The 21,838-nt window shown below is 53.3% G+C and carries 16 protein-coding genes; 13 read left to right on the forward strand and 3 right to left on the reverse strand.

The features are described from left to right. Positions 1-24 precede the first annotated feature (24 nt). Together ASF12_RS26525 and ASF12_RS26530 are read right to left on the reverse strand one after the other, a co-directional pair. On the reverse strand, positions 25-963 hold the full coding sequence (locus ASF12_RS26525) for a helix-turn-helix transcriptional regulator (RefSeq protein ID WP_063892662.1): 939 nt from the start codon (positions 961-963) through the stop codon (positions 25-27). A 276-nt stretch (positions 964-1,239) separates the two neighbouring features. Further along, positions 1,240-2,310, reverse strand: coding sequence for a M23 family metallopeptidase (locus ASF12_RS26530; RefSeq protein ID WP_056041211.1), 1,071 nt, complete (start codon positions 2,308-2,310; stop codon positions 1,240-1,242). 261 nt (positions 2,311-2,571) lie between these two features. Here ASF12_RS26530 and lipA point away from each other — a divergent pair, with 261 nt between their 5' ends. The 9 genes from lipA (at position 2,572) to ASF12_RS26575 (ending at position 16,159) form a co-directional block, all read left to right on the forward strand. After that, positions 2,572-3,480, forward strand: coding sequence for a lipoyl synthase (gene lipA / locus ASF12_RS26535; protein WP_056041212.1), 909 nt, complete (start codon positions 2,572-2,574; stop codon positions 3,478-3,480). A gap of 36 nt (positions 3,481-3,516) precedes the next feature. After that, complete coding sequence (locus ASF12_RS34055) at positions 3,517-4,299, forward strand: YutD family protein (RefSeq protein ID WP_081419064.1); 783 nt, start codon at positions 3,517-3,519, stop codon at positions 4,297-4,299. Positions 4,300-4,590: 291 nt separating this feature from the next. Continuing rightward, positions 4,591-6,435, forward strand: a complete 1,845-nt coding sequence (locus ASF12_RS26545) for an IucA/IucC family protein (RefSeq protein ID WP_056041213.1) — start codon at positions 4,591-4,593, stop codon at positions 6,433-6,435. After that, the gene (locus ASF12_RS26550; protein ID WP_056041215.1) at positions 6,432-8,273 is read left to right on the forward strand and encodes an IucA/IucC family protein; all 1,842 of its coding nucleotides are present in this window, start codon (positions 6,432-6,434) and stop codon (positions 8,271-8,273) included. Before ASF12_RS26545 ends, ASF12_RS26550 begins: the two co-directional genes overlap by 4 nt. 5 nt (positions 8,274-8,278) lie before the next feature. Continuing rightward, positions 8,279-9,274 (forward strand): 2,3-diaminopropionate biosynthesis protein SbnA, encoded by a 996-nt coding sequence (sbnA, locus tag ASF12_RS26555; RefSeq protein ID WP_056041216.1) that lies wholly within the window; start codon positions 8,279-8,281, stop codon positions 9,272-9,274. Beyond that, the gene (sbnB, locus tag ASF12_RS26560; protein ID WP_056041218.1) at positions 9,271-10,308 is read left to right on the forward strand and encodes a 2,3-diaminopropionate biosynthesis protein SbnB; all 1,038 of its coding nucleotides are present in this window, start codon (positions 9,271-9,273) and stop codon (positions 10,306-10,308) included. The genes sbnA and sbnB overlap by 4 nt, the downstream gene beginning before the upstream one ends. 4 nt (positions 10,309-10,312) lie before the next feature. Beyond that, positions 10,313-13,465: an IucA/IucC family protein gene (locus ASF12_RS34060; RefSeq protein WP_081419065.1), complete on the forward strand. Its 3,153-nt coding sequence runs from the start codon at positions 10,313-10,315 to the stop codon at positions 13,463-13,465. Between the two features lie 19 nt (positions 13,466-13,484). Beyond that, the gene (locus ASF12_RS26570; protein ID WP_056041485.1) at positions 13,485-14,819 is read left to right on the forward strand and encodes an LLM class flavin-dependent oxidoreductase; all 1,335 of its coding nucleotides are present in this window, start codon (positions 13,485-13,487) and stop codon (positions 14,817-14,819) included. Next, complete coding sequence (locus ASF12_RS26575) at positions 14,816-16,159, forward strand: MFS transporter (RefSeq protein ID WP_063892663.1); 1,344 nt, start codon at positions 14,816-14,818, stop codon at positions 16,157-16,159. Before ASF12_RS26570 ends, ASF12_RS26575 begins: the two co-directional genes overlap by 4 nt. A 67-nt stretch (positions 16,160-16,226) precedes the next feature. On the opposite strand, the gene ASF12_RS26580 is transcribed toward ASF12_RS26575, so the two are convergent. After that, positions 16,227-17,819 carry a helix-turn-helix domain-containing protein gene (locus ASF12_RS26580; RefSeq protein ID WP_056041221.1) on the reverse strand — a complete coding sequence of 531 codons (1,593 nt, stop codon included), beginning with the start codon at positions 17,817-17,819 and terminating at the stop codon, positions 16,227-16,229. Positions 17,820-18,080: 261 nt separating this feature from the next. On the opposite strand from ASF12_RS26580, the gene ASF12_RS26585 reads away from it, so the two are divergent. The 4 genes from ASF12_RS26585 to ASF12_RS26600 all read left to right on the forward strand — a co-directional run bounded on the left by ASF12_RS26585 (position 18,081) and on the right by ASF12_RS26600 (position 21,816). Further along, positions 18,081-19,109, forward strand: a complete 1,029-nt coding sequence (locus tag ASF12_RS26585; protein ID WP_056041224.1) for an ABC transporter substrate-binding protein — start codon at positions 18,081-18,083, stop codon at positions 19,107-19,109. Positions 19,110-19,213: 104 nt separating this feature from the next. Next, positions 19,214-20,200, forward strand: coding sequence for a FecCD family ABC transporter permease (locus tag ASF12_RS26590; RefSeq protein WP_056041227.1), 987 nt, complete (start codon positions 19,214-19,216; stop codon positions 20,198-20,200). Continuing rightward, the gene (locus ASF12_RS26595; protein ID WP_056041229.1) at positions 20,200-21,210 is read left to right on the forward strand and encodes a FecCD family ABC transporter permease; all 1,011 of its coding nucleotides are present in this window, start codon (positions 20,200-20,202) and stop codon (positions 21,208-21,210) included. The genes ASF12_RS26590 and ASF12_RS26595 overlap by 1 nt, the downstream gene beginning before the upstream one ends. A 24-nt stretch (positions 21,211-21,234) precedes the next feature. Then, entirely contained in the window at positions 21,235-21,816 is a 582-nt protein-coding gene (locus tag ASF12_RS26600) for a nitroreductase family protein (protein ID WP_056041230.1), read from the forward strand. Positions 21,817-21,838: the final 22 nt, after the last annotated feature.

Here is a 21,838-nt window from a genome sequence, read left to right on the forward strand (position 1 = left end):
CTCCTTGTTTGGTCGATTATTTTTTTATTGCTGCTCATAGCGGGCAGCGAGCTGGCATACTCGTTGATAGATAGCTGCCCGCAGCTCCGGCGGTTCTGTCACTTCGGCATCCATGCCGATATAGGTGAAAAACTGAACGGCCCAATCCCATTCGGACATGGGCAAATCCATCTCAAGCTTCCAAAGCTGGCTGTCGACCTGCTTGACCAGCTGTCCAAAGTGGGGGTCCTGCTCAGCGAGCAAAGCTCCCCTGTACGTTAATTGGGCAGCGATGTGTACGAGCTTCACGGCGTTATTTTCAGCAGGTGCAGCCTTATCCAAGTACGCGAAAGCCGCTAGTGGCGGCTCAATGGGCTCCAATTCCACAAAACGGTCGACGCGGAACGTTCGCTGTTCCTCATGCACGACGGAATAAGCTTCACAATACCAGAAGCCATGGGCTGTGTAGAGCCGAAGGGGCAGCAGCTCAAGCGACCTTTGATGCTGCTCGGAGCGGTAGAAGGCGCGAATCCAGATCGACGTTCCTGCATATTTCAGCAGTTCCTCCAGCAGCGGCGTTTTGTAATTCCGATCGGGAATGGCAATCTCCAAACGATCCAGGATCGGCTCTATATGCTGCAAAATATGCTCCGGCATCGTGGCTCGAATTTTATCAATAGCTGTAAAACGTGCTTGGTTAAAAGGGGTGTCGGCCATTTTGGTCATGGCATTCAGCGAAAACAACACAGCGAGCGCTTCCTGTGAATCGAAATGCAGCGGCGGCAGCTTATAGCCCTCCATTAATCGGAAGCCTCCCGCAGGTCCCGATAGGGCATATAGCGGTATTCCCATCTCGGCCAGCGCCTGCATATCGCGAAGAATCGTTCGCTTGGATACTTCAAGCTTGCTGGCCAAAGCCTGCGCTGTCTCGGGCCGCTGCTGCAAAGCCATCATAATGGCAATGAGGCGATCATTCCTTTTCAAACGTGGCCTCCCTCCCTTTTTAACCCAGTATAGCATGCCATTAGTGACAACATGTTTGTCATCATTAAATCAGGCTGCTCACGAAAAATGAAGGCTGCTATCCATGAAAAAAAACCGCTAGTCGCCAGCCAGAGGCCAGCAATTAGCGGTACATAGTGGAGCTGGACTGCTATTTACCCATTTTTCAAAATATAGAGAAAGCATATCCTAACGCAATCCTTTCTCTATATTTCTCGGAATGAAACGCACCGCTCGCCAAAGAAGGCGACAGCCGTTTCACCTTGATCGCCGCAGTTCCTCGCGCTCCCATGCTTTAAGCAGCGGATACGGGTCGAAGGACCATTCGATCAGGCCGCGGTCACGGTAAATGCCGTAATGAAGATGGGGCGGGAATTTGCCCTGGGTTCCCGGCTTGCCATAGCCGGAGCTTCCAACCCAGCCGATCACTTGCCCCGGCTTGACCACCGTTCCGGCGGCGAGCGATTTATCGAACCCGGATAGGTGTGCGTAATAATGGTAATAATTGTTGAGATCACGGATGCCAATGCGCCAGCCGCCAAACGGGTTCCAGCCCATCACCTCGACAATGCCGTAGCAGGTGCTTTTGACCGAGAGGCCGTAGCCAGCAAACAGATCGGTGCCTTCGTGGCTGCGTCTGCCGCCCCAGCTGCGGGCGTTGCCCCAAGTGCTTTTATAAGAATAGTTATTACCGACTGGCAGCGGAAAAGCATGCTCAAATAGATCTAGTCGCCCAAACGTTTCATAAATGCGCGTAAACTGCTGGATGCGCTGGACAGATCGGCTGTTATGATAATATTCCCATAGTCCGATAGCCAAATCGTCCTCAGTCGTTCCATGCTGCAAAATTTTGCTAGCGATCGCATACAGCAAATCAAAATCATTGTTGCGTTCCGCTTGCCCGTCGCCATCGCCGTCCCGGCCAATGCCGTTGAACCAGCGAATGGAAAGCGGCGATACGTCGGCTTTATTCGGATTCAGCAGGCCGCTCCATTGATCCTCTTCAATAAAGACGCCAACGGTTTGGCCTAGAAGCGGCCGCGTTTTGGGGCGTGCGCTGGACAGCGTGCGCTCATATTGATCAATAGCGGCAAGCTGGGGCCAGGATATGCCCGTCATCAAGCTTAATTTGTCGTACAACGTTTGCCGGGTAGCGAACACTTCGGCAGCTTTTGGCGTGGTCTGCGCGGAATGGACTGGCAAAAGGCTTTCATCCTGATGCTCTGCAGGTCGGGACGCCGCAAGGACTTGCCCGGAGTGCCCGGTTAATAGGCAGGCGGATAGTGTGAGTGCTGCTGCAAATCGCACGGTCTGTTTCAAGCTGTCCATCCTTTCTGTAGCTGTATGGCTTGATGGTTAGGTTTTGCAAATCATTGGTTTTTATGCGAAGCATGCACACTCGTCATCCATCGTAAATCTGTATGGCTTTTATCTGAAATTCGAATGAATCTAATGTGCGATAACGTGCTACATAGGGAAGAAACATGCTATAATAGCGAAAGTGATACGGCCAGGGCTTATCTTGAGACGGGACCATTAGAGCGTTTGAAGATACGACCTTGTTAAATGGAGTGAAAGCAGGGATGCCGGATGAAACCAACCAAACAAACAGAAAAACTGCCGAAGCCCGATTGGCTTCGCATTAAATTAACGACTGACGGCAATTACGCCGAAATAAAAGACATGATGCGCACCAAGACGCTGCATACGGTATGCGAGGAAGCGCGTTGTCCAAATATTTATGAATGCTGGGCGAATCGTACAGCAACCTTTATGATATTAGGTGACATTTGTACGAGGGCTTGTCGCTTCTGCGCGGTGAAGACAGGTATGCCGACGGAGCTTGATACACAGGAGCCGGAACGCGTTGCTGAAGCAGCTGAGCAGATGGGGCTGCGCCACTGCGTCGTAACATCCGTAGCGCGTGATGATTTGAAGGACGGCGGCGCATCCATTTTTGCCGGAACGATTCAAGCCATCCGCGAGCGCGTTATGTTTTGCCGCGTCGAGGTGCTCATTCCGGACTTCCTTGGCAATGAAGCTGCGCTTCAAGTGGTCATGGATGCAAAGCCGGATATTTTGAACCATAATATTGAAACGGTAGAGCGCCTTTCTGACCGCGTGCGTGCCCGGGCCAAATATGCCCGTTCACTGGAGCTTCTCAAACGCGCGAAGGCGATGAATCCGAAAATTCCGACGAAGTCGAGCATTATGCTAGGCCTTGGCGAAACATTTGAAGAGATTTTGAAAACGATGGATGATTTGCGTGCTGTGGATTGCAATATTTTGACTTTAGGCCAATATTTGCAGCCAACGCCAAACCATCTGCCGCTAGTTCGCTACGTGCATCCAGATGAATTCGCCGCTTTGAAGGAAGAAGGATTGAAGCGCGGATTCCGGCATGTCGAGTCTGGCCCGCTCGTTCGCAGCTCTTATCATGCGCATGAGCAGACGGATTCCGCTGTCGCCGCTGAGGAGCGCGAGCTGAGCAACGTATAAAGCTTGAACTGAAGCTTCGAGAGGTGGGAAGTCGTCTTGATTCAAATCGGTGGTAAAATTTATGAGCTTGTTCATGAGAACAGAAATGGCTGGAATCAAGAGGCCTTTCGTGCCCGCTACAGCGAGGTGCTGGAGCGGTATGATTATATCGTGGGCGACTGGGGCTATAGCCAGCTGCGCTTGAAAGGTTTTTTTAAAGACAACCATATGAAGTCAACTCGTGATACGATGTTCTCTTATGCATCGGATTACATTAATGAATATTGCAACTTCGGCTGCCCTTACTTTGTGCTGGAGAAGACCGGAAGCGTGAAGCAGTCTCCCGAGCTTGAGGAAGTGGACGAGGAGGATGCGCTGACGGCTGATCTCAACGACAAGCTGTTCACGGCGCTGGAGGAGGCTTTTCAGTCGGTGGGGCAGGAGGAAGACGGCCAAGTTGTGCAGGCTGCTGCTCCGGCAGCCAAGTCTCCTGGCGAAGCACGCGCTCTGAATCAGAGCCAGAAGCCAACCCAGCAAGGCCATAGTCATCATTCACGCGGCAGCTCTGCCAATCGCAGCGAGGATTCTTCGCAGCGCAGCGGAAGCAAGCAGCGTGAGCGCCGCAGCTACCGGCCGAATGGCGGCAATGGCGGGGGCGGAGAACGTGCTGATCGCAGCGGCGGCAAGAAGCCGCCGAGAGGACTTGCGGCAAGCAAGGAAATTGCCGCTTCCGCTGAAAGCAATGAAGGGTCGCCGGCTCAGCCGCAGCGCCAGAAATCGCCATATCGCGGCAAAAACCGCCCGCCGAAAACAAATCATTCCGAGCCAACCGCAGAATAAGCAGGCTCGGGTACAGGCTTAAGTTTAATAAAGCAGGAATGCTGGAGCTCATCCAGGTTCCTGCTTTTTTTTTTGCAAATATAAGAATTTATAAGTTGTAGCTTATAAATAGGACTTATATTTCTCGGACTGAAACGCGCTGCGCCACCAAAGGACGGCGACATCCGTTTCACCTTGGTTCAACAGCAATTGGTAAAATCGGACAAAATGCTACATGGACGGTCACAGTCGTTGCCGATATCATTGATAATGAAAATCAATTAAAAATTCCAGGAGGTGCTTCAAACGGGAATGGCTTACGCGAATAAGGCAGCAATAGGCGAACTGGCAAGCTCACAGGCTTTTCAGAGGGCGAGAAGGCGGGTGTTCACCCAACTGATTGAAGCGCTCGTATTTGAAAGGCTACCCGCTTTCACATGCACAGAGCAGCGGGACGGCCAGCTGGAAATACTTATTTTCGGTCGCGATGATCAAGAGCGGCCGGTCCATTATAGCTGCCAAGGCAGAAAAATGCTAAGTTTTGGAAAAATAAAGCTGACGAACAGCATCATAACTCGCCTTCAGGATGGAAGGCAGGAAGAGGCGCAAGATATTGCCCTCTTTCTGGAGGAAATGGCTCGCTCACTTGCTGAGGCACCTAGCCAGATCAGCGCCTTTGCCGCTGAACTTGAGCAGACACTGCTGAAGGAAGCGGCTGCTTTGCAGTGGATAAGCGAGGAGGAGAGCAATAAACGGGGCGGCAGCCGCAGCTACGACGAGCTAGAGGGAGATGTGCTGGAAGGGCACCCGTACCATCCATGCTTCAAGTCGAGAATCGGCTTTACGATGGCTGATAATGAGGCATACAGTCCGGAATTTCATCCGCAATTTCGGCTGCTCTGGCTCGCTGTCTGGCGTGAGGATGTGGAAGTGACGGCATCCGAAGGGATAGATGGACGAGAGCTTATCCGTGCGGACGCTGGCGTGGAATTGCTCACGGAGTGGGAGCAGCGTCTGGAGCAGAAAGGCAGCAAACCGAAGGATTATGTATATATGCCTGTACATCCATGGCAGTGGCGGGAGGTGCTCTCTGGACTATTTTTCCTAGAGATCGCTTTAGGGAAAATCGTCGTATTAGGCGAAAGCCGCCACCTCTACTCGCCCCAACAATCCATTCGTACTTTAGCTAACCGCACAGAGCTTAAAGGGCTGTCGATTAAATTGCCGCTAAGCATCCGCAATACTTCATCAATGCGGACGATTAGTCCGCGGCATGCAAGGAACGGTCCGAGATCCTCAAGCCGTCTTGCGGCTATGGTGGCGGGGGATCGTTATTTGAGCGAAACGCTGCGGCTCATTTTATTGCAGGAGCGGCTCGGCATTTCTTACCGTTATGAACGGCTCCCAGAATCAGTGCGCGGGCGGGCAGAAGGAACCCTTTGCGCCTTATGGCGGGACAGCGTCCATCTCTATGTAGATCAAGGTGAGCAGGCGGTACCATTCACGGCGCTATGCCATGTTAGGCGAGACGGGCAGCCCTTTATCGCGCCATGGGTGCAAGCGTCAGGAGTAGAGGTATGGCTCCGTCAATTGCTCGACGTTGTTTTGCGTCCGCTGCTCCATCTGTTGTTCGCACATGGAGCCGCAGTTGAAGCGCACGCGCAAAATCTTGTGCTGCTGCATCGCAGCGGCGTACCGTCGCGGCTAGCCGTAAAGGACTTTTCCGGCGGCGTATTGTTTTATAACGGAGAAAATGCGGACTCCGCGGCCTTGCCGGAAACGGATGTGAAGCATGAGGTTCGGGACGTTGTGCATAACGCTTTGTTTTTTGTGAATTTGGCGGAGCTTGCGTTGTTTTTGAACAAGCATTATTCATTCGCGGAGCAGCATTTTTGGCAGGCGGTTGCGGATGCGATCGGCGAGTATGAACGGGATTTTCCGCAGCTTGCAGAGCAGTTTGGGGCCTATAATCTGTTTGAAAATCGCGTCTTCGTCGGGCTGCTTGCCGCCCGCAGGCTGCGAGGAGATGGCGGAGAGCGGGACCACTGGATTGCGAATGCATTAGCTGGCTACCGTGACAGTGACAGTAACCGTAAAGCTAACCGCGAAGCTGGGCGTGATCAATCGGACTTCATAGAGGAGGAGAACAAGAAATGAAGGCACTTGAGCTGACGCAGCCCGAGGCGGGAATAGAGGAGATTGTCCATTCGGAGGCTTATCCGCCAGCGCGGCGGCGCGTATTTCGCCAACTGCTGGAGGCGCTGCTGTATGAGCAGATGATTGCTTACGACAGCCGCATCGCTGCTGATGGAGCGGAAGAAATAACGATCACGGGAACGGATGCCGAAGGGCGTCCCGTCTATTATCGCTGTGCATTCCGGCGCAAGCTGAGCTTTGGCAAGCTTCGCTTAACCAACCAGCTGCTGTATAGACAGGCAGCGGAGCATCAGGATGGACTCGGGCAGGAGGCCGAGGATATTGCATTATTTTTGCAGGAAATCGTTTCTGCGATGGTAGAGGAGCCGCGTTACCTGGAACGCTTCACGCAGGAGATTGAGCAGACGCTGGTCAAGGAAGCTGCTGCCCGCAGTCATCGCCTGCTGCATCCGGTTAGCGGCAGCCGGGAGCTGGCGGATTTGGAAGGCGACGTCATCGAGGCCCATCCGTATCATCCGTGCTTTAAATCGCGAATCGGCTTTCAATTGGAGGATAACGCGCGGTATGGCCCAGAATTTCATGGACGCTTCCAGCTAGTCTGGCTAGCGGTCCATAAGGAGGATCTGATTTTCGCCGTATCCAAGGATCGTTCATGGACGAAGCATATTGCCGATGAGCTTGGCGAGGAGACCGTTGCCCGGTTTGTACAAAAGCTGGAGCGGCAGGGGCTTGCGGCAGCGGAATTTACGTTCGTCCCGGTTCACCCCTGGCAGTGGCGGGAGAAAATCGCTCCACTATATTTCCGCTTCATGGCCAGTGGGCGTATGGTTGTGCTCGGCGAAGAAGGGGATCATTATTCTCCGCAGCAGTCGATCCGTTCGTTGTCCAACCGCAATAACCGGCTCAAAAATAATGTCAAAACCGCGATCAGCATCGTCAATACATCCGCTGTACGCCTTCTCGGAACGCATCATGTGACGAATGCGCCGATTTTATCGGATTGGCTTGAAAGCATTGTGGCTAGTGACCGCTATTTGCACGATGAGCTTAAGCTTGTGCTGCTTAAGGAGCATGCGGGCGTCTCCTTCCGCTACAATTTATTGCCAGGCCCTGTGCGGGCCGCCGGCTATGGAACGCTTGGCGCTATATGGCGCGAGAGTGTGTATGTCCACTTGGAGGAGGGAGAGGAAGCAGCTCCGTTCACCGTTTTATGCCATATTGGCGCAGACGGCAAGCCTTTTATCGACAGCTGGGTGCAGCGCGAAGGACTTCGAAGCTGGCTGGACAAGCTGCTTGCAGCCAGCATGCTGCCGCTCATTCATCTGCTGTTCGAGCATGGCATTGCAATGGAATCGCATGGTCAAAATTTAGTGCTCATTCACAAGCAAGGCGTGCCTTCGCGGATTGCGCTTCGGGATTTGCCTGGCGGCGTGCGTTTCCATACTCGCGATGGCGAGGAGGAATCGAGACCTGAGCATTTGCTGGACTCCGATCCGCTGCATCCTAACAGCTACAGCACGTCGCCAATGGAAACGAATAATGTTCAAAAGATTCGGAATTTTCTGATGGATTCTTTTTTGCAAATTATGCTGGCTGACCTTTGTCTCGTTCTGGAGGAGCATTACGGGCTAGAGGAGACAGAGTTTTGGCAAGCCGCTGCGGCGCCGATCCATAGCTATTTGAGCGCATTCGGTCTGCATAAGGCAGAGCGCTATGATCTATTTGCTGAAACGATAGAAGTCGGGCAGTTAACGAGGCGCAGGCTGTTCGGCGAGCATGTGATCCGCAATCATTCAGTCGTCAATCCGCTATATCAAATGAGAGAAACAGGAGTGTGAACAAGATGAATGTGAATACGGTGCGCAGGCAAGAGGCAGGAGTGACTTCAGTAGTAGATTGTGTGGGCGGAACGCCGCTCGTCCGGCTGAAAAGAATTTTTCCAGACTCAAGCGTCCGGCTGTTCGCCAAGCTGGAGATGATGAATCCGGGCGGAAGCATGAAGGATCGATCCGCACTGTATATGATTGAGCAGGGCTTCGAGAGCGGCTTAATCGGGCCGAATACGCATTTAATCGAAAGCACTTCCGGCAATCTCGGCATCGGGCTGGCGATGGTTGCGAAGATTAAGGGGCTGAAGCTTACCTGTGTCGTCGATCCCAAAATATCAAAAACGAATTTGCAAATTATTAAAAGCTTGGGTGCCAACATTGATATGGTTACCGTCAAGGATGAGCAGGGCGGCTATCTCAAAACGCGGATTCAGCGGGTCAATGAGCTGCTGGGCCAAATTCAGGATTCCTACTGGATCAATCAATATGCCAATGAGTGGAACTGGAAAGCCTACTATTCTACTGCGGCGAGCGAAATTTTAGAGCAAATCGATGAAAAAATTGACTATTTGGTTTGTGCGGTCAGCACGACCGGCAGTATTTTGGGCTTTGCCCGGCGGCTGCGCGAGACGAATCCTCATATGAAAGTAATCGCAGTGGATGCGGCAGGCTCCGTTATTTTCGGCGGCCAGCCGGGCTCGAGAGAAATTCCTGGCATTGGCGCAAGCCGCGTGCCGGAGCTGCTCAGCAGGGAGGAAATCGATGAGGTCATCTATGTGCGCGATTTGGAATCGGTAGCCGGATGCCAGCAGCTGCTTGGACAAGAGGGGATTTTTGCCGGGGGCTCTACGGGGTCGATCATAGCCGCGTTAGGCAAGCTGCTGCCGTCTATTTCTCCGTCCTCGACGATTGTTACCGTATTCCCCGATCGCGGGGACCGTTACATGGATACGATTTATAACGACGATTGGGTCAGTATGCTTGAACAAACAGGAGGAGCACTAGTATGAATAAAATGCTGTATTTGAACCGCGAGGATATTCGCCGGGCGGGAGGCGATTCGTCAGAGCTGTATGTGCAGGCGGTCAGCCGGGCACTTGCGCTGCATGCGGAGGGGGATTTTGTACAGCCGCTAAAACCCTATTTGCGCGTCAATGAACAGAGCGGGCATATTGCCGACCGGATTATCGCTATGCCAGCACATTTGGGCGGAAACGAGCCGGTATCCGGCATTAAATGGATCGGAAGCAAGCATGACAATCCATCACGGCTTGGCGCTGAGCGGGCCAGCGGCGTCATTGTGCTGAACGATCCACAGAGCAATTATCCGGTAGCAATACTGGAGGCGAGCTTGATTAGCGGCATGCGTACCGCAGCCGTTACCGTTATTGGCGCCCGTTATTTGGCGAAAAAGCATTTTGCTGCTTTAAGCTGCATCGGCTGTGGCGCGATTGCCGGTATGCAGATGCAGGCGATGCTTGAGCAGTTTCCAGCTATAAAGACGCTGCAGCTTTATGATTTGAATGCAGCGGCGGCGGAGCGTTTCGCCGAACGCCTTCGCGAGCGCTTCAACCATGTGAACATTACAGTTATGGGAAGTGCGGAAGAGGCTGTTCGCAGCGGCGAAGTGATCGTAACCTGCACCGTAGCCGACCAGCCGTACATTCCATTCGAATGGCTGCAAAAAGGCGCTTTCATCAGCAATATTTCGATAATGGATTTGCAAAAGGATGTTTTTCTCCGTGCGGACAAAATCGTCGTTGACGATTGGCAGCAGGCAAACCGGGAGAAAAAAATTATTCACCAGCTCGTCACGGAGGGCAATTACTCGCGCGAGCAGCTGTATGGCGAGCTGGGCGAGCTGGTCACTGGCCGGAAGCCGGGGCGCGAGAATGATGAGGAAATTATCGTGCTGAATCCAATGGGCATGGCCATTGAGGACATTGCCAGCGCCGCAGAAATTTATCGGAAGGCGAGAGAGGCGGGCATTGGCAGCGAGCTGGAATTGTTTGGCGCTGAGCAGGCCGCGCCATCTGCAGGGTGATGCCATGAGTGAGCGGAAAACAATCGCGGCTCCGCCTTCAATAGCGGAGCAAGCGCATGTGGAGCGGCTGCTCAATGCATATATGCGGGAAGCGGGACATTTTCGACCGCTTCTTCATGAGGAACAGCAGCTGCCGATGGAGCTTCATGCGGCGATCGCTCGTGAAGGTGGGCTTGGGGCATTTATGCTGGAGCTGCCCCATTCCCGTTCCGCAATTGTTGGCTCTATTCGCTGGCTATCGGCGATGGGCCATCATAAATATGGCGACTCGCTATGGCTGGTGGAGGGAACAGGAAGAGCTGCCCGTCATGCCCCGTTTAGCAGGCTGGATGGTGCAACTGGGCTAGCGGCCATTATGGTAGCCGAGCTCTCGCTTGCGAGCGGAAGCCGAGATGCAAGCAAAGAAGAGGCGTTTCTGGCGCAAATCTCCAGCTCGTTGAGCAATATGAGCCATTTCCTAGAGCAGTCAGGCAGTGGCGGGAGCCAGCTTGCGAGGACGTATGGCAGCGGGCGAATTCGGCTGGCAGAGCAGTCGATGCTGCAGGGCCATCCGTTCCATCCTGCTCCGAAAAGCTCGCAGGGTTTTACGGCGGACGATAAAGTCCGCTACGCGCCCGAGCTTGGCGCTGCGTTTACGCTGCATTATTTTGCCGCTGAGCCGGAGCTCGTGCAGCAGCAGTGGATTGGAGATCAAGCATTGGGCGAGAAAGGCGATTCGGTTACCCCTGAGAAGGTGCGCCTTGCCGCGCTGAAGCTGCTGCCTGCTGCTCGGCAGCATTACGTTCTTCTGCCTGTTCATCCTTGGCAGGCGGCGTATTTGCTCCGCTTGCCTGTGGTCGAGCGGCTTATGGAGCAAGGCGGGCTTGTGCATTTGGGCCCGCTGGGGAATGAAGTGGTACCAACCTCATCTGTGCGCACGGTTTGGGATGTGCAAAGCCCTTATATGATCAAGCTGCCGCTGCAAGTGCGAATTACTCATTTTGTGAGAAATAATCCAACAGAGCAGTTGGTAAGAACGATTGAGGCAAGCCGAATTCTCGCGCAGCTGGAGCAAAGCAGTCCGTTTGGAGAAACGTTCCATATTATCCTTGAAGAAGGCTACCAGACGATCAATTTGCTGGAGGATGTGCCATCTGAATCATTAGAGTCTGCTATAAGCGCAACAGAAGCGGCGGAGCTGGCTGCGAGCTTCGGCGTCGTGTTCCGCCGCAATCCGGCTTATATGACGTCGGGGGATGAGCCTGAAGAAGCGGCTAGCCCGCTAGTAGTCGCCGCGCTGCTTGAGGAGGGAGCAGAACCGAAGTCTGCGCCAATAGGTGCTTTCATCCAGCTTGCTGCAGAGTCTCGGCAGGCGGCACCTGATCTTTCCTTTGCCCAGAAATGGCTGGAGCAGTATGTAGAAATATCACTGGTGCCGCTGATTTGGCTATTTGCAGAGCATGGAGTCAGCATGGAAGCACATGTGCAAAACTCACTTGTGGCATTGGAGCGGGGCTGGCCGGCACGTTTTTACGTCCGGGATTTGGAAGGGACTAGCCTTAGCGAAGAGCGGCATGGACAGCCAGCTTCCGGGAGGAAGTCCAGTTACGCAGCACGTGGGCACAGCTCAATTGGTAAGACTACCTTTACACTGCCGCAGGGCCATCCGGCGCTTTATGCAGACAAGCAGGCATGGGATCGATTTAAATATTATGTGCTGGTCAACCATTTCGGCCATCTCATTCATGCTATTGCTTATTCGCTGGATGTGGAGGAATTGGCGCTGTGGCAAACCGTTCATCATACGCTTCGCCGTTCTTCATGGCTCAGTGAGGCTGAACCGTATATGACCGATTTATTTCAAACGCCCCAGCTGCCAGCCAAAGCGAATTTGTCCAGCTGGTTCAGCCAGCGCGGCGAAAATCCGTCCTATGTCACGGTGCCGAATCCGCTTTATGCGGTGGCGGAGCGCAGGGACGGGCCTATTGCTGCCACCGTGCTGAAGCGGGTAATGTCGGATAAGCAGGAGCATGCCGATCAGCCCTATTGCGCATATTTGTACAATTTGGCGGAGCTTCGCTCGCATATTAGCCGCCTGACCGCCAGCCTGCCGGACTTCTGCCAGCTGTTTTATGCGCTGAAGGCAAACTCCGAGGCGCCTATTATAGGAGCGCTTGCTCCTTATGTTCATGGGTTTGAGACAGCTTCCGCAGGCGAAATCCGCAAAGCGCGCGAGGTGGATGCTACCATTCCGGTTATTTATGGAGGTCCCGTCAAAACCGATGAAGCGCTGATGGAGGCTATGGAGCGAAAGGTTCGCCATATTCATGTGGAAAGCAGGCATGAGCTGCTGCGATTGAATGAGCTTGCCGCTAGGCGCGGGGAAATCATGACGGTGCTGCTGCGCGTAAATGTGAGCATTCCTTTGCCGGATGCAAAGCTCGTAATGGCGGGACGGAAATCGCAGTTCGGCAATGACGAGCAGCAAATTCCCGAACTGCTGGAGCTGTCGCGCACGTTAAGCCATATCAAAATCGACGGTTTTCATTTCCATTCGCTATCGAATAATTTGAGCGTCGATCGGCATTTGGAGCTGCTCGCCTTTTATTGCCGCCGTGCTGCGGAGTGGACGCAGCAGTTTCATCTGAACATCGCTTACCTCAATGTAGGCGGTGGAATTGGCGTCAATTATGCGGATTTGCTGCGCCAATTCGAGTGGGAACGGTTCACGGACGGGCTGCGGGAGCAGATTGCTCCGCTATGTGCCTCTGGCGTCAAGCTCGTATTTGAATGCGGCCGCTACATTGTCGCTTCTTGCGGCTATTACGCGGCTGAGGTAGCCGAGGTGAAAAATAATCATGGCAGCCGCTTCGCCCTGCTGCGCGGCGGTACGCACCATTTTCGCCTGCCGGCATCATGGCAGCACAGCCATCCGTTCCGCATTATAGCGGTGGATAGCTGGCCCTATTCCTTTGAACGTCCGCAGCTGTCTGACAGCCGGGTAACGATAGCCGGCGAGTTGTGTACGCCTAAAGATGTGCTGGCGCGTGACAGCTATATCGAGCGGGTGCGTGTCGGGGACATTGTGTTATTTCCTTATGCAGGCGCTTACGGCTGGGCGATATCCCATCATCAGTTTTTAAGCCACGCGCAGCCGCAGCACATTTACCTTGATTAAAGAAACGGAGCTGAGAACGATGACCCAGACGAAAAAGCAGCTGCATCTGAATTTATTTCTGATGAGCACCGGCCATCATGAGGCTTCATGGCGGCATCCCGACAGTACGCCGGAGAGAGCAGTCGATGTGCATTATTATGTAAAGCTGGCGCAGACCGCGGAGCGGGGCAAGCTGGATTCGATTTTTCTGGCCGATTCATACGGTTTGCCGCCTACGATTCAATACAAGGTGCTTCAAGGGCTGGAGCCGTTTACGCTGCTGTCCGCGCTTGCGATGGCAACGAAGCATATCGGGCTCATTGGCACCGCCTCGACCACTTATAATGAGCCGTTTCACATTGCCCGCAAATTCGCCTCCCTGGATCTCATCAGCGGAGGTCGGGCGGGCTGGAATATTGTGACCTCTACCGGCAATACGACGGCTTTCAACTTCCGCGACGAGCAGCTTCCTGAGCATTCGATGCGCTATCGTCGGGCCGAGGAATTTTTGCAGGTTGTCAAATCGCTGTGGGACAGCTGGGAGGATGGTGCGCTCATCATCGACAAGCAGTCCGGCGTATATGCGAATCCTGAACGGATCAAGCGGATCGATCATAAGGGAGAGCATTATGCGGTTCGCGGTCCGCTGAACCTTCCACGCATGCCGCAGGGGTACCCGCTGCTTGTGCAGGCAGGCGCTTCGGATACGGGTAAGGAATTTGCCGCGATGGCGGCGGAGGCTGTATTTACGGCACAAAACACGCTGCAGGGCGGGCGCGACTTTTACAGCGATTTGAAATCGAGAATGGCGAAATACGGCCGCAGTGCGGATAGCCTTTGCATTTTGCCTGGCTTCTGCGCCATCATTGGTGATACGGAAGCAGAGGCGAAGGAAAAGGAGCAGGAGCTGCATGAGCTGGTACAAATCGATTACGGATTATACAGGCTGTCTAATTTATTTGGGATAGACCTGTCTGCTTATCCTTTGGATGGACCGCTGCCTTATGCCGACCTGCCGCAAACCGAGCAAATCAATTCGCAGAAGGGCCGGCATCAAATGTTTATTGAAATGGCGCAGCAGGAAAAGCTCAGCATTCGCCAGCTCATGATGCGCACCGCATCTTCGCGCGGACATTTCTCCATGGCGGGCACGCCGATACAAATAGCAGATGCGATGGAGCGCTGGGCAGTCGCAGGAGCAGCCGATGGCTTTAATTTAATGCCGCCTTCGCTGCCGTCGGGGCTGGATGACTTTGTAGACAAGGTCATTCCTGAGCTGCAAAATCGCGGCTTGTTCCGTTCCGATTATACTGGCAGCACGCTGCGGGAGCATTACGGCCGCAGCGCCGCGGCTCGGTCTGGCGTTCACGCGTGAAGGGGAAAGGGGCGCCGGCAGGAGCGGACAAAGCAGCGGTTAACTGGCGGCTGAATCTCACCATTTTATGGCTGGGCAATTTTCTCGTTACGGGCAGCGCGACGATGGTCATCCCATTTCTCCCGCTGTTTCTTGAGGATTTGGGCGTGAGCTCGGTCAGTGAAGCAGGGTTTTGGGCGGGGGCGATATTCGCTGCCCATTATGTGACCTTATTCATTTGCCAGCCGATCTGGGGAAGAATAGCCGACCGCTATGGGAGAAAAATGATGCTGCTGCGCGCAGGCTTCGGCATGGCTGTTGTCATTGCTATGATGGGCTTCGCTGAGGCGCCATGGCAGCTTCTGCTGCTTCGTCTGCTCAATGGCGCTTTTGCTGGATTTTCACCTTCGGCAACGGCTATCGTATCGACGAATACGCCAAGCAGCCGAATGGGCTTTGCGATGGGCACGCTCCATTCCGGCAATATTTCCGGCACGGTCATGGGGCCGCTTATTGGCGGCTTGCTGGCGGAATGGCTTGGGCTGCGGAGCGTTTTTTTCATAACGGGTACGGTGATGTTTATGGCGGCATTGTTAACTGCTATCATCGTGAAGGATCATTTTGTGAAAGCCGATCAGCGCTCCGAGCAAAATGTTTCCACGATCGGCGGCTTTCTCGTGCTATGTAGGGTCCGGCAAATTCCCGCGCTGCTGGCGGTCAGCGTCATGATTCAGTTTGCGCTGACCGGATCACTGCCGTTTATTCCGCTGTTCGTCAAGGAGCTGCATGGCGAGGCTGGCATGCTGGCTTTATATGTTGGGCTGGTCAGCTCGATAACGGGTGTGTCCAATATGATTTTTGCACCGCTGCTGGGCAGGCGCTCCGACCGCACAGGCCCGCACCTCATATTAAGCTACTCGATGCTCGGCGCTTGCCTAATCGTACTGCTGCATTATTTTGTCGCTTATTATTGGCAGCTGCTGCTGCTGCGGTTTCTGCTGGGCATGTTCATTGGCGGGCTCATTCCGACGGTGCGGACGCTCATTAAGCAGTATGTGCCGAAGGGGATGGAGACGCGGGCATACAGCTTTGATACGAGCGCAGTCAGCCTGGGGGCTGTTCTTGGGCCTATCGTTTCTGGGGCAGCTTATGGCTACGTGGGCATAAGGGGCGTATTTCTCATGTCTGCTTTTCTCATGCTGCTTAATGCTGGCTGGAGCTACAAAATGCTTGGAGGCGGGAGCAAGTCCAAAAGCGACTCTAGAGCAAATCCCGAAACTCTTTCTGACACGATTGCCATTGCTGAAAATAACGCTACTACGCCCCGATCTGCGGGCGAAACATTCAAAAAGCCTATGTAGCCGCGATACCGCGGCCGCATAGGCTTCTTTTTGTTGAAAGCGGGATTTTTTCATCCGTGGTGAAAAATTAACCATGCTGCTGGCCGTTCGTATAAAGGAGCAGCGAATCCATAATCGTTTTGCGGCCGATCGGCGTCCAGCACATGGCATACCAATTCGGGATGAAGCGCACGCGGCCGCTCTGGACAGCCTCATGCTTTTTCCAGAAGGGGCTGCTCTGCATCCGCTGCAATATTTGGTCGCTGCTCGGTCCATGATGCAGCTTCTGAACGAACAAATAATCGGATTGAATGGACAGGCCGCTGAGCTGCTCCGGCTGCATTTCGACTTTGTGGTCAATGGCGGGAGAAGAGCTGCCCGCCGTCAGTCCAAGCTCGGTGAACAGCAGCTCATTGAGCGGATGGTCTGGCGCTCCTTGAATGCGGACGGCGTTATGCGTAACCCGCATTAATGTCAGACTTCCGCTGCCGACGGAGCGGCCGAGCAGCTTGCGGGCATCGTCGGTTTGCTGCGCCAGCTCGCTGAGCATCGCCTGCTCGGTTCGCTCGCAGCCGATCATTTCTGCAATTTTATGCAAGGCGATACGCCAGTCGGCATGATGCTCCAAACATGCGGTGGACGCAATTTGTTTAAGCGGCTCCTCATATTCATGATGATAGCGATCGATAAGAATTAAGTCGGGTTTGAGCTGCATCAGCGTCTGCAAATGACGGGTCACTTTGCCCAGATGCTCGGCTTCTCCCATTCCGGGATAACGGAAGCAGTTCATGTTGGCAATCGGAAAAATGCCGAGCGAGCGCAAGCTGTCGTCAAAGCTGGAGCAGGCGACGACCGCGATTTTTAATTGATGGCGCTTCATATAAAGATTGGGAGAAATGCCAACCGATGCTTTAAATACCCGGCTGAAATAAAACTCGCTGCCAAAGCCGACGCGCTCAGAGACGCTTCTGACAGATGTCCCATTCAGCGAGAGCTGGGCCTTTGCTTCCTTGACGCGAAGATCCGCTAAATATTCAAAGGGAGTGACGCCCATTACTTGCTTAAACTTGCGGGAGTAGGAGGTTGGTGTCAGCATGGCGATGCTGGCAAGCTGCTCCAGATTGATTTTTTCATGCAGATGTTTATGGAGGTAGCTGATGCTCTCCTGCATGCCCTTCTCAGACGTTGGAATGCGATTAAGCTCCAGCAGCTCAAGCAGAACCGTGCTGTAAAGCTCCTGAAATTGCAGCTGCATCATCAGCTCGCGTTCAGGCTTGCTTTCAAACTTGTCAACTTGCGAGGCTGTCTCATATAGACGTATGATCCTCTCGGAGGTTTGCTGCTGGCTGCGCAGCTTGATGCCGCTGTTAAACAGCTCGGCCGGCAGCTCGGGAAGCTGCACCTTTCGGTTGTCACGCTGTTTGGCAACACCAACCGCATCCAGAATCAGCACATAATATTCAAAATCTCCCCGATCTGATTGGAAGCGTATGGACATGCCGGGAAGCAGCAGAAGCGGCTCAAGCGCTTCAAGCTTTCGCTCATGCCCGTTAATAGCGAGGAGGCCGGAGCCTCGGGTAAGAAAGACGAGCATCGGAGCGGGTGCTGTCCGCTGAATAGCAGCGTGAGCGGGCTTGCTGTATTTATAAATGGAAGATAAAAAAACCATTGTACGTTTCATTTTGGCGTCTCCAGTCTATTAGTCTGGTAAGAGGCATCCATCGCTGCAAGCGGTCTTGTTTATTGTAAATGAAAATCATTATCATAGTCAATTATGAAAATAGACTATCGGCTGCCATTCGATAAATGATAAAATTTTATATGGAATCGGACAAAAAGTTCGATGTACAAAAAGAGCGAAACGTTTTATGATTCTCGTTGAGAATAGTTCTCATAAAAAAGGTCGTTATGGGCCAAAGATACATACAGGGAGGGTTTTTCAATGTTATTCAAGTTACAAATCAATTGGCAGGCGCGTGCGGTACTGGTGCTGCTGCTGATGCTCGTCGTATCAGGCTGCGGAGCTGCGGCAAATGGATCTGGCGGTGCATCGTCAGGGCAGAACAGCTCTAGCCCAGCTGCGGTAGAAAGTGAGCAGCCAGCCGCTGAAGCAAATGCAGCAGAATCGACAGAAAACCGTACTTTCAAGCATGCGATGGGAGAAACAGTCGTTGCGCCTAATCCGCAGAAGGTTGTCGTATTGGATAATGGCGCACTCGATAATATGCTCGCACTTGGCGTGAAGCCGGTTGGCGCGCCATCGATTATTTCTGTAGATGACGGTTTTGCGACCTATTTGACGGGAACAGAAGGCATTGCGAATATCGGAACGGTAGAGCAGCCAAGCTTGGAGACGATTGCCTCGTTGAAGCCCGATGTCATAATAGGCATTAAAGATACGCAGGAGGCCATCTATGAGCAGCTATCGCAAATTGCGCCAACCGTATTTACTGAGGTAGGCGGCGCACAATGGGAGGCGAACCTGGCTTTGCATGCAGCTATAGTTGGCAAAGAAGCAGAGGGCAAGAAGCTGATTGAGCAGCTGGATGCGCATATCGCAGATCTTCATGCGAAGCTTGGCGACAGCTTGAATACGACGGAGGTTTCGCTGCTTCGTCCAAGGAAAGACCGCGTTTCCGTTTATTTGAAGCCTTCGTTTACTGGAGGTGTAGTAGAGCGTGCTGGCATTAAGCGTCCAGCTGTACAAAGCGGGGATGACGATTTTAACTTTAATGCGACAGAGGAGCAAATTGCCGATCTGGATGGCGATGCCATCATTTTGTTCGGACGCGAAAGCGAGCAGGACTATTTTGAACAAAAAATTAAAAGCAATCCGCTGTGGAATACGCTTGAAGGTGTGAAAAATGATCGCGTCTACGTAGCGAGCTGGGAGGTTTGGCTGAGCGGACATGGCATACAGGCCGTCAATATCATGATTGATGATTTGGCTAAGTTCTTAGTCAAAGCGTAACTAGCGCTAGCGTTTAGTGGAGTAGAAGCGTGGTGAGTAGGCAGAGTGTCCCTGTTCAGGCAGAGCTGGGCGCTCTGCTGCCACGCTTTTAGGGAGGAACAGATTTGAACATTCGGCTTACGGGCATTGTGCTCGGTTTTGTATTTGTCATCTTAGGCCTTGCTGCCAGCATTGCTGTAGGAAAATCAATGGTTCCACTTCATACGGTCATCGAAGCTTTTACTTCTTTTGACGGCTCAAGGGAGCATCTGATCATTCGTTCGGTCCGGGTTCCGCGCGCCCTAATGGCGATGATGGTCGGGGCATCGCTCGGCATGGCGGGAAGCATTATGCAGGCGATTAGCCGCAATCCGCTGGCGGGCCCTGAGATGCTCGGAAGCAACTATGGAGCGGCGCTGCTGCTCGTCATTTCTATGTTTGTATTTGGCTTTACGTCTTCGCTCATCCATATGTGGGCGGCACTGCTCGGGGCTGGGCTTGCCTGTCTCGTCGTATTTATGCTTGGCTCGCTGGGTAGGGGAGGCCTGACGTCCATTAAGCTGATTTTGGCTGGTGCCACTATCAATATGCTGCTTGCTTCCATGGTGCAAGGCATTCTAATTTTCAGCGAGGAGTCGCTGGATGAAATGCGCTTCTGGATGGCGGGTTCATTAACCGGCGGCAGTATGGAAATGTTCGTACGCGTGCTGCCGTACATGATGGTCGGGATAGCAGGGGCTCTGGCGCTCAGCCGGCAAATTAATTTGCTGAGTCTAGGTGATGAGGTTGCCCATGGGCTGGGGCTGAAAGTCGGGCTAATGAAAACGGCGTCCCTGTTCATTGTCATGTGCCTTATGGGAGGCTCTGTGGCTATTGCTGGGCCAATCGGCTTCATTGGCCTTGCGGTACCGCATATCGTCAGGTTTATGGTCGGACTGGACTATCGCTGGATCATCCCTTATTCTGCGCTGTTTGGAGCAGGCTTGCTGCTGCTGGCGGATATCGCCGCCCGCTTTATTTTTCCCTATCAGGAGCTTCCGGCAGGTGTAGTGACGGCGATGGCAGGCGCTCCCTTCCTCATTTATTTGGCCCAAAGGAGGGAGAAACGATAATGTCCCGTTTCACTTTATCCGCATCTGCCCGTTTGTGGCCCGTTATTGTTGTCCTTATTGCTGCTAATTTTATCGTGCTCTCCATGAGCATTATGATCGGCGAATACCCTGTTCCGCTATCTCAGGCATGGAAAACAGTCATTGGCATCGGCGAGCCTGAATATGAGTTTGTTGTCAATCAGCTGCGGTTTCCAAGGTCGCTGGTAGCTTTTTTGGTCGGCTGCGGTCTGGCGCTTTCGGGCGCGATTTTGCAAGGGATTACCCGCAATCCGCTAGCCGCTCCAGGCGTCATTGGCATTAACGGTGGTGCTGCTCTTATGGCCGTTACCGCCATTATCGCACTGCCGTCAGTGCCGATTGCGCTGCTGCCCTTTATTGCGTTTAGCGGGGCGCTGGGTGCTGCTGCGCTTACCTATTTTCTCGCTTGGCGCCGTGGCGCAGCTCCGATGCGGCTGCTGCTTGTCGGTGTGGGGGTGGGCGCGGCCTCACACGCGTATATTACCTTTTGGATGACGACGCGTCACGTTCAAAACATCAAGCAGGCGATGATCTGGCTGATGGGAAGCACATATGGCAGAACGTGGGATCATTTTTGGCCGCTGCTTCCATGGCTGCTCGTGTTGTTTCCGGCAGCGCTTCTTATGTCGCGGACTTTGGACATTTTGAAGCTTGGCGATGAGCTATCGATCGGGCTTGGCAGCGCGGTCGAGCGTTCACGCGGCCTTTTATTGCTCATTAGCGTAAGCTTGGCAGGCGCTTCTGTCGCGATGGCCGGAACGATTGGATTTATTGGTTTAATGGGACCGCATATTGCGAGGCAATTGGTTGGCCAGACGAGCCGCAGATTGCTGAGCGTATCGGCTTTAGTTGGCGGCTTAATCGTGATGTCTGCCGACCTGCTGGGACGTGCGCTGCTGCCGCCTATTGAAATTCCTACAGGCATTATAACGACAGCTATCGGAGCGCCTTATTTAATTTATTTGCTGTACCGCAATCGCAATCGTCCCTAACAGGACATAAAGGAGGAGATAACGATGCATACGGACAGGTCCGCTTTGCCGAATACGGTATCGCAAATCATAAAGGAAAGGCGTACGGTGAGGGTTTTCAAGGATGATGCTGTATCCGTGGAGACGCTGACGGAGCTGCTCGATGTCGCCGTCTGGGCCCCTAATCACAATTTGCGCGAGCCTTGGCGTTTTATCGTATATGAAGGGGAGGGGCGCAAAATTTTCGCCGATGCGGTGCTTTCTACCTTCTCGCCGGAGGAGCTGGCGAAATATGGCGAGCACCGGATGAAGGAATACATGCATACCCCGCTGCATTTAATGGTCGTGCTGAAGGAGGATCCCCGTCAAAAGCAGTGGGATGAGGATTTTTCGGCCGTATGCTGTCTCATTCAAAATCTTCAGCTTGCTGCATGGGAGCAGGGAATTGGCATGGTGTGGAAGTCGAATCCTTATATGTATAATCCTAAATTTCGCGATGAGTCTGGGGTGGGCGTGCGGCCGGGTGAGAAAATTGTCGCCGTGCTCCACATTGGCTATCCGCGGGTTATTCCCAATGCCGCTCCACGCACATCAGCACGAGAGCTTCTTACAATTGTTAACAAATAATTAATGCTAATTGTTGTTTAAA

The organism is Paenibacillus sp. Leaf72 (assembly GCF_001422685.1).
GTDB lineage: Bacteria > Bacillota > Bacilli > Paenibacillales > Paenibacillaceae > Pristimantibacillus.

Coding starts and splice junctions, on each gene's coding strand:
- ASF12_RS26545 (WP_056041213.1), top strand. CDS start 4,591: ATGGCTTACGCGAATAAGGCAGCAATAGGCGAACTGGCAAGCTCACAG.
- lipA (WP_056041212.1), top strand. CDS start 2,572: ATGAAACCAACCAAACAAACAGAAAAACTGCCGAAGCCCGATTGGCTT.
- ASF12_RS26595 (WP_056041229.1), top strand. CDS start 20,200: ATGTCCCGTTTCACTTTATCCGCATCTGCCCGTTTGTGGCCCGTTATT.
- sbnA (WP_056041216.1), top strand. CDS start 8,279: ATGAATGTGAATACGGTGCGCAGGCAAGAGGCAGGAGTGACTTCAGTA.
- ASF12_RS26580 (WP_056041221.1), bottom strand. CDS start 17,819: ATGAAACGTACAATGGTTTTTTTATCTTCCATTTATAAATACAGCAAG.
- ASF12_RS34060 (WP_081419065.1), top strand. CDS start 10,313: ATGAGTGAGCGGAAAACAATCGCGGCTCCGCCTTCAATAGCGGAGCAA.
- sbnB (WP_056041218.1), top strand. CDS start 9,271: ATGAATAAAATGCTGTATTTGAACCGCGAGGATATTCGCCGGGCGGGA.
- ASF12_RS26600 (WP_056041230.1), top strand. CDS start 21,235: ATGCATACGGACAGGTCCGCTTTGCCGAATACGGTATCGCAAATCATA.
- ASF12_RS26550 (WP_056041215.1), top strand. CDS start 6,432: ATGAAGGCACTTGAGCTGACGCAGCCCGAGGCGGGAATAGAGGAGATT.
- ASF12_RS26530 (WP_056041211.1), bottom strand. CDS start 2,310: ATGGACAGCTTGAAACAGACCGTGCGATTTGCAGCAGCACTCACACTA.
- ASF12_RS26585 (WP_056041224.1), top strand. CDS start 18,081: ATGTTATTCAAGTTACAAATCAATTGGCAGGCGCGTGCGGTACTGGTG.
- ASF12_RS26570 (WP_056041485.1), top strand. CDS start 13,485: ATGACCCAGACGAAAAAGCAGCTGCATCTGAATTTATTTCTGATGAGC.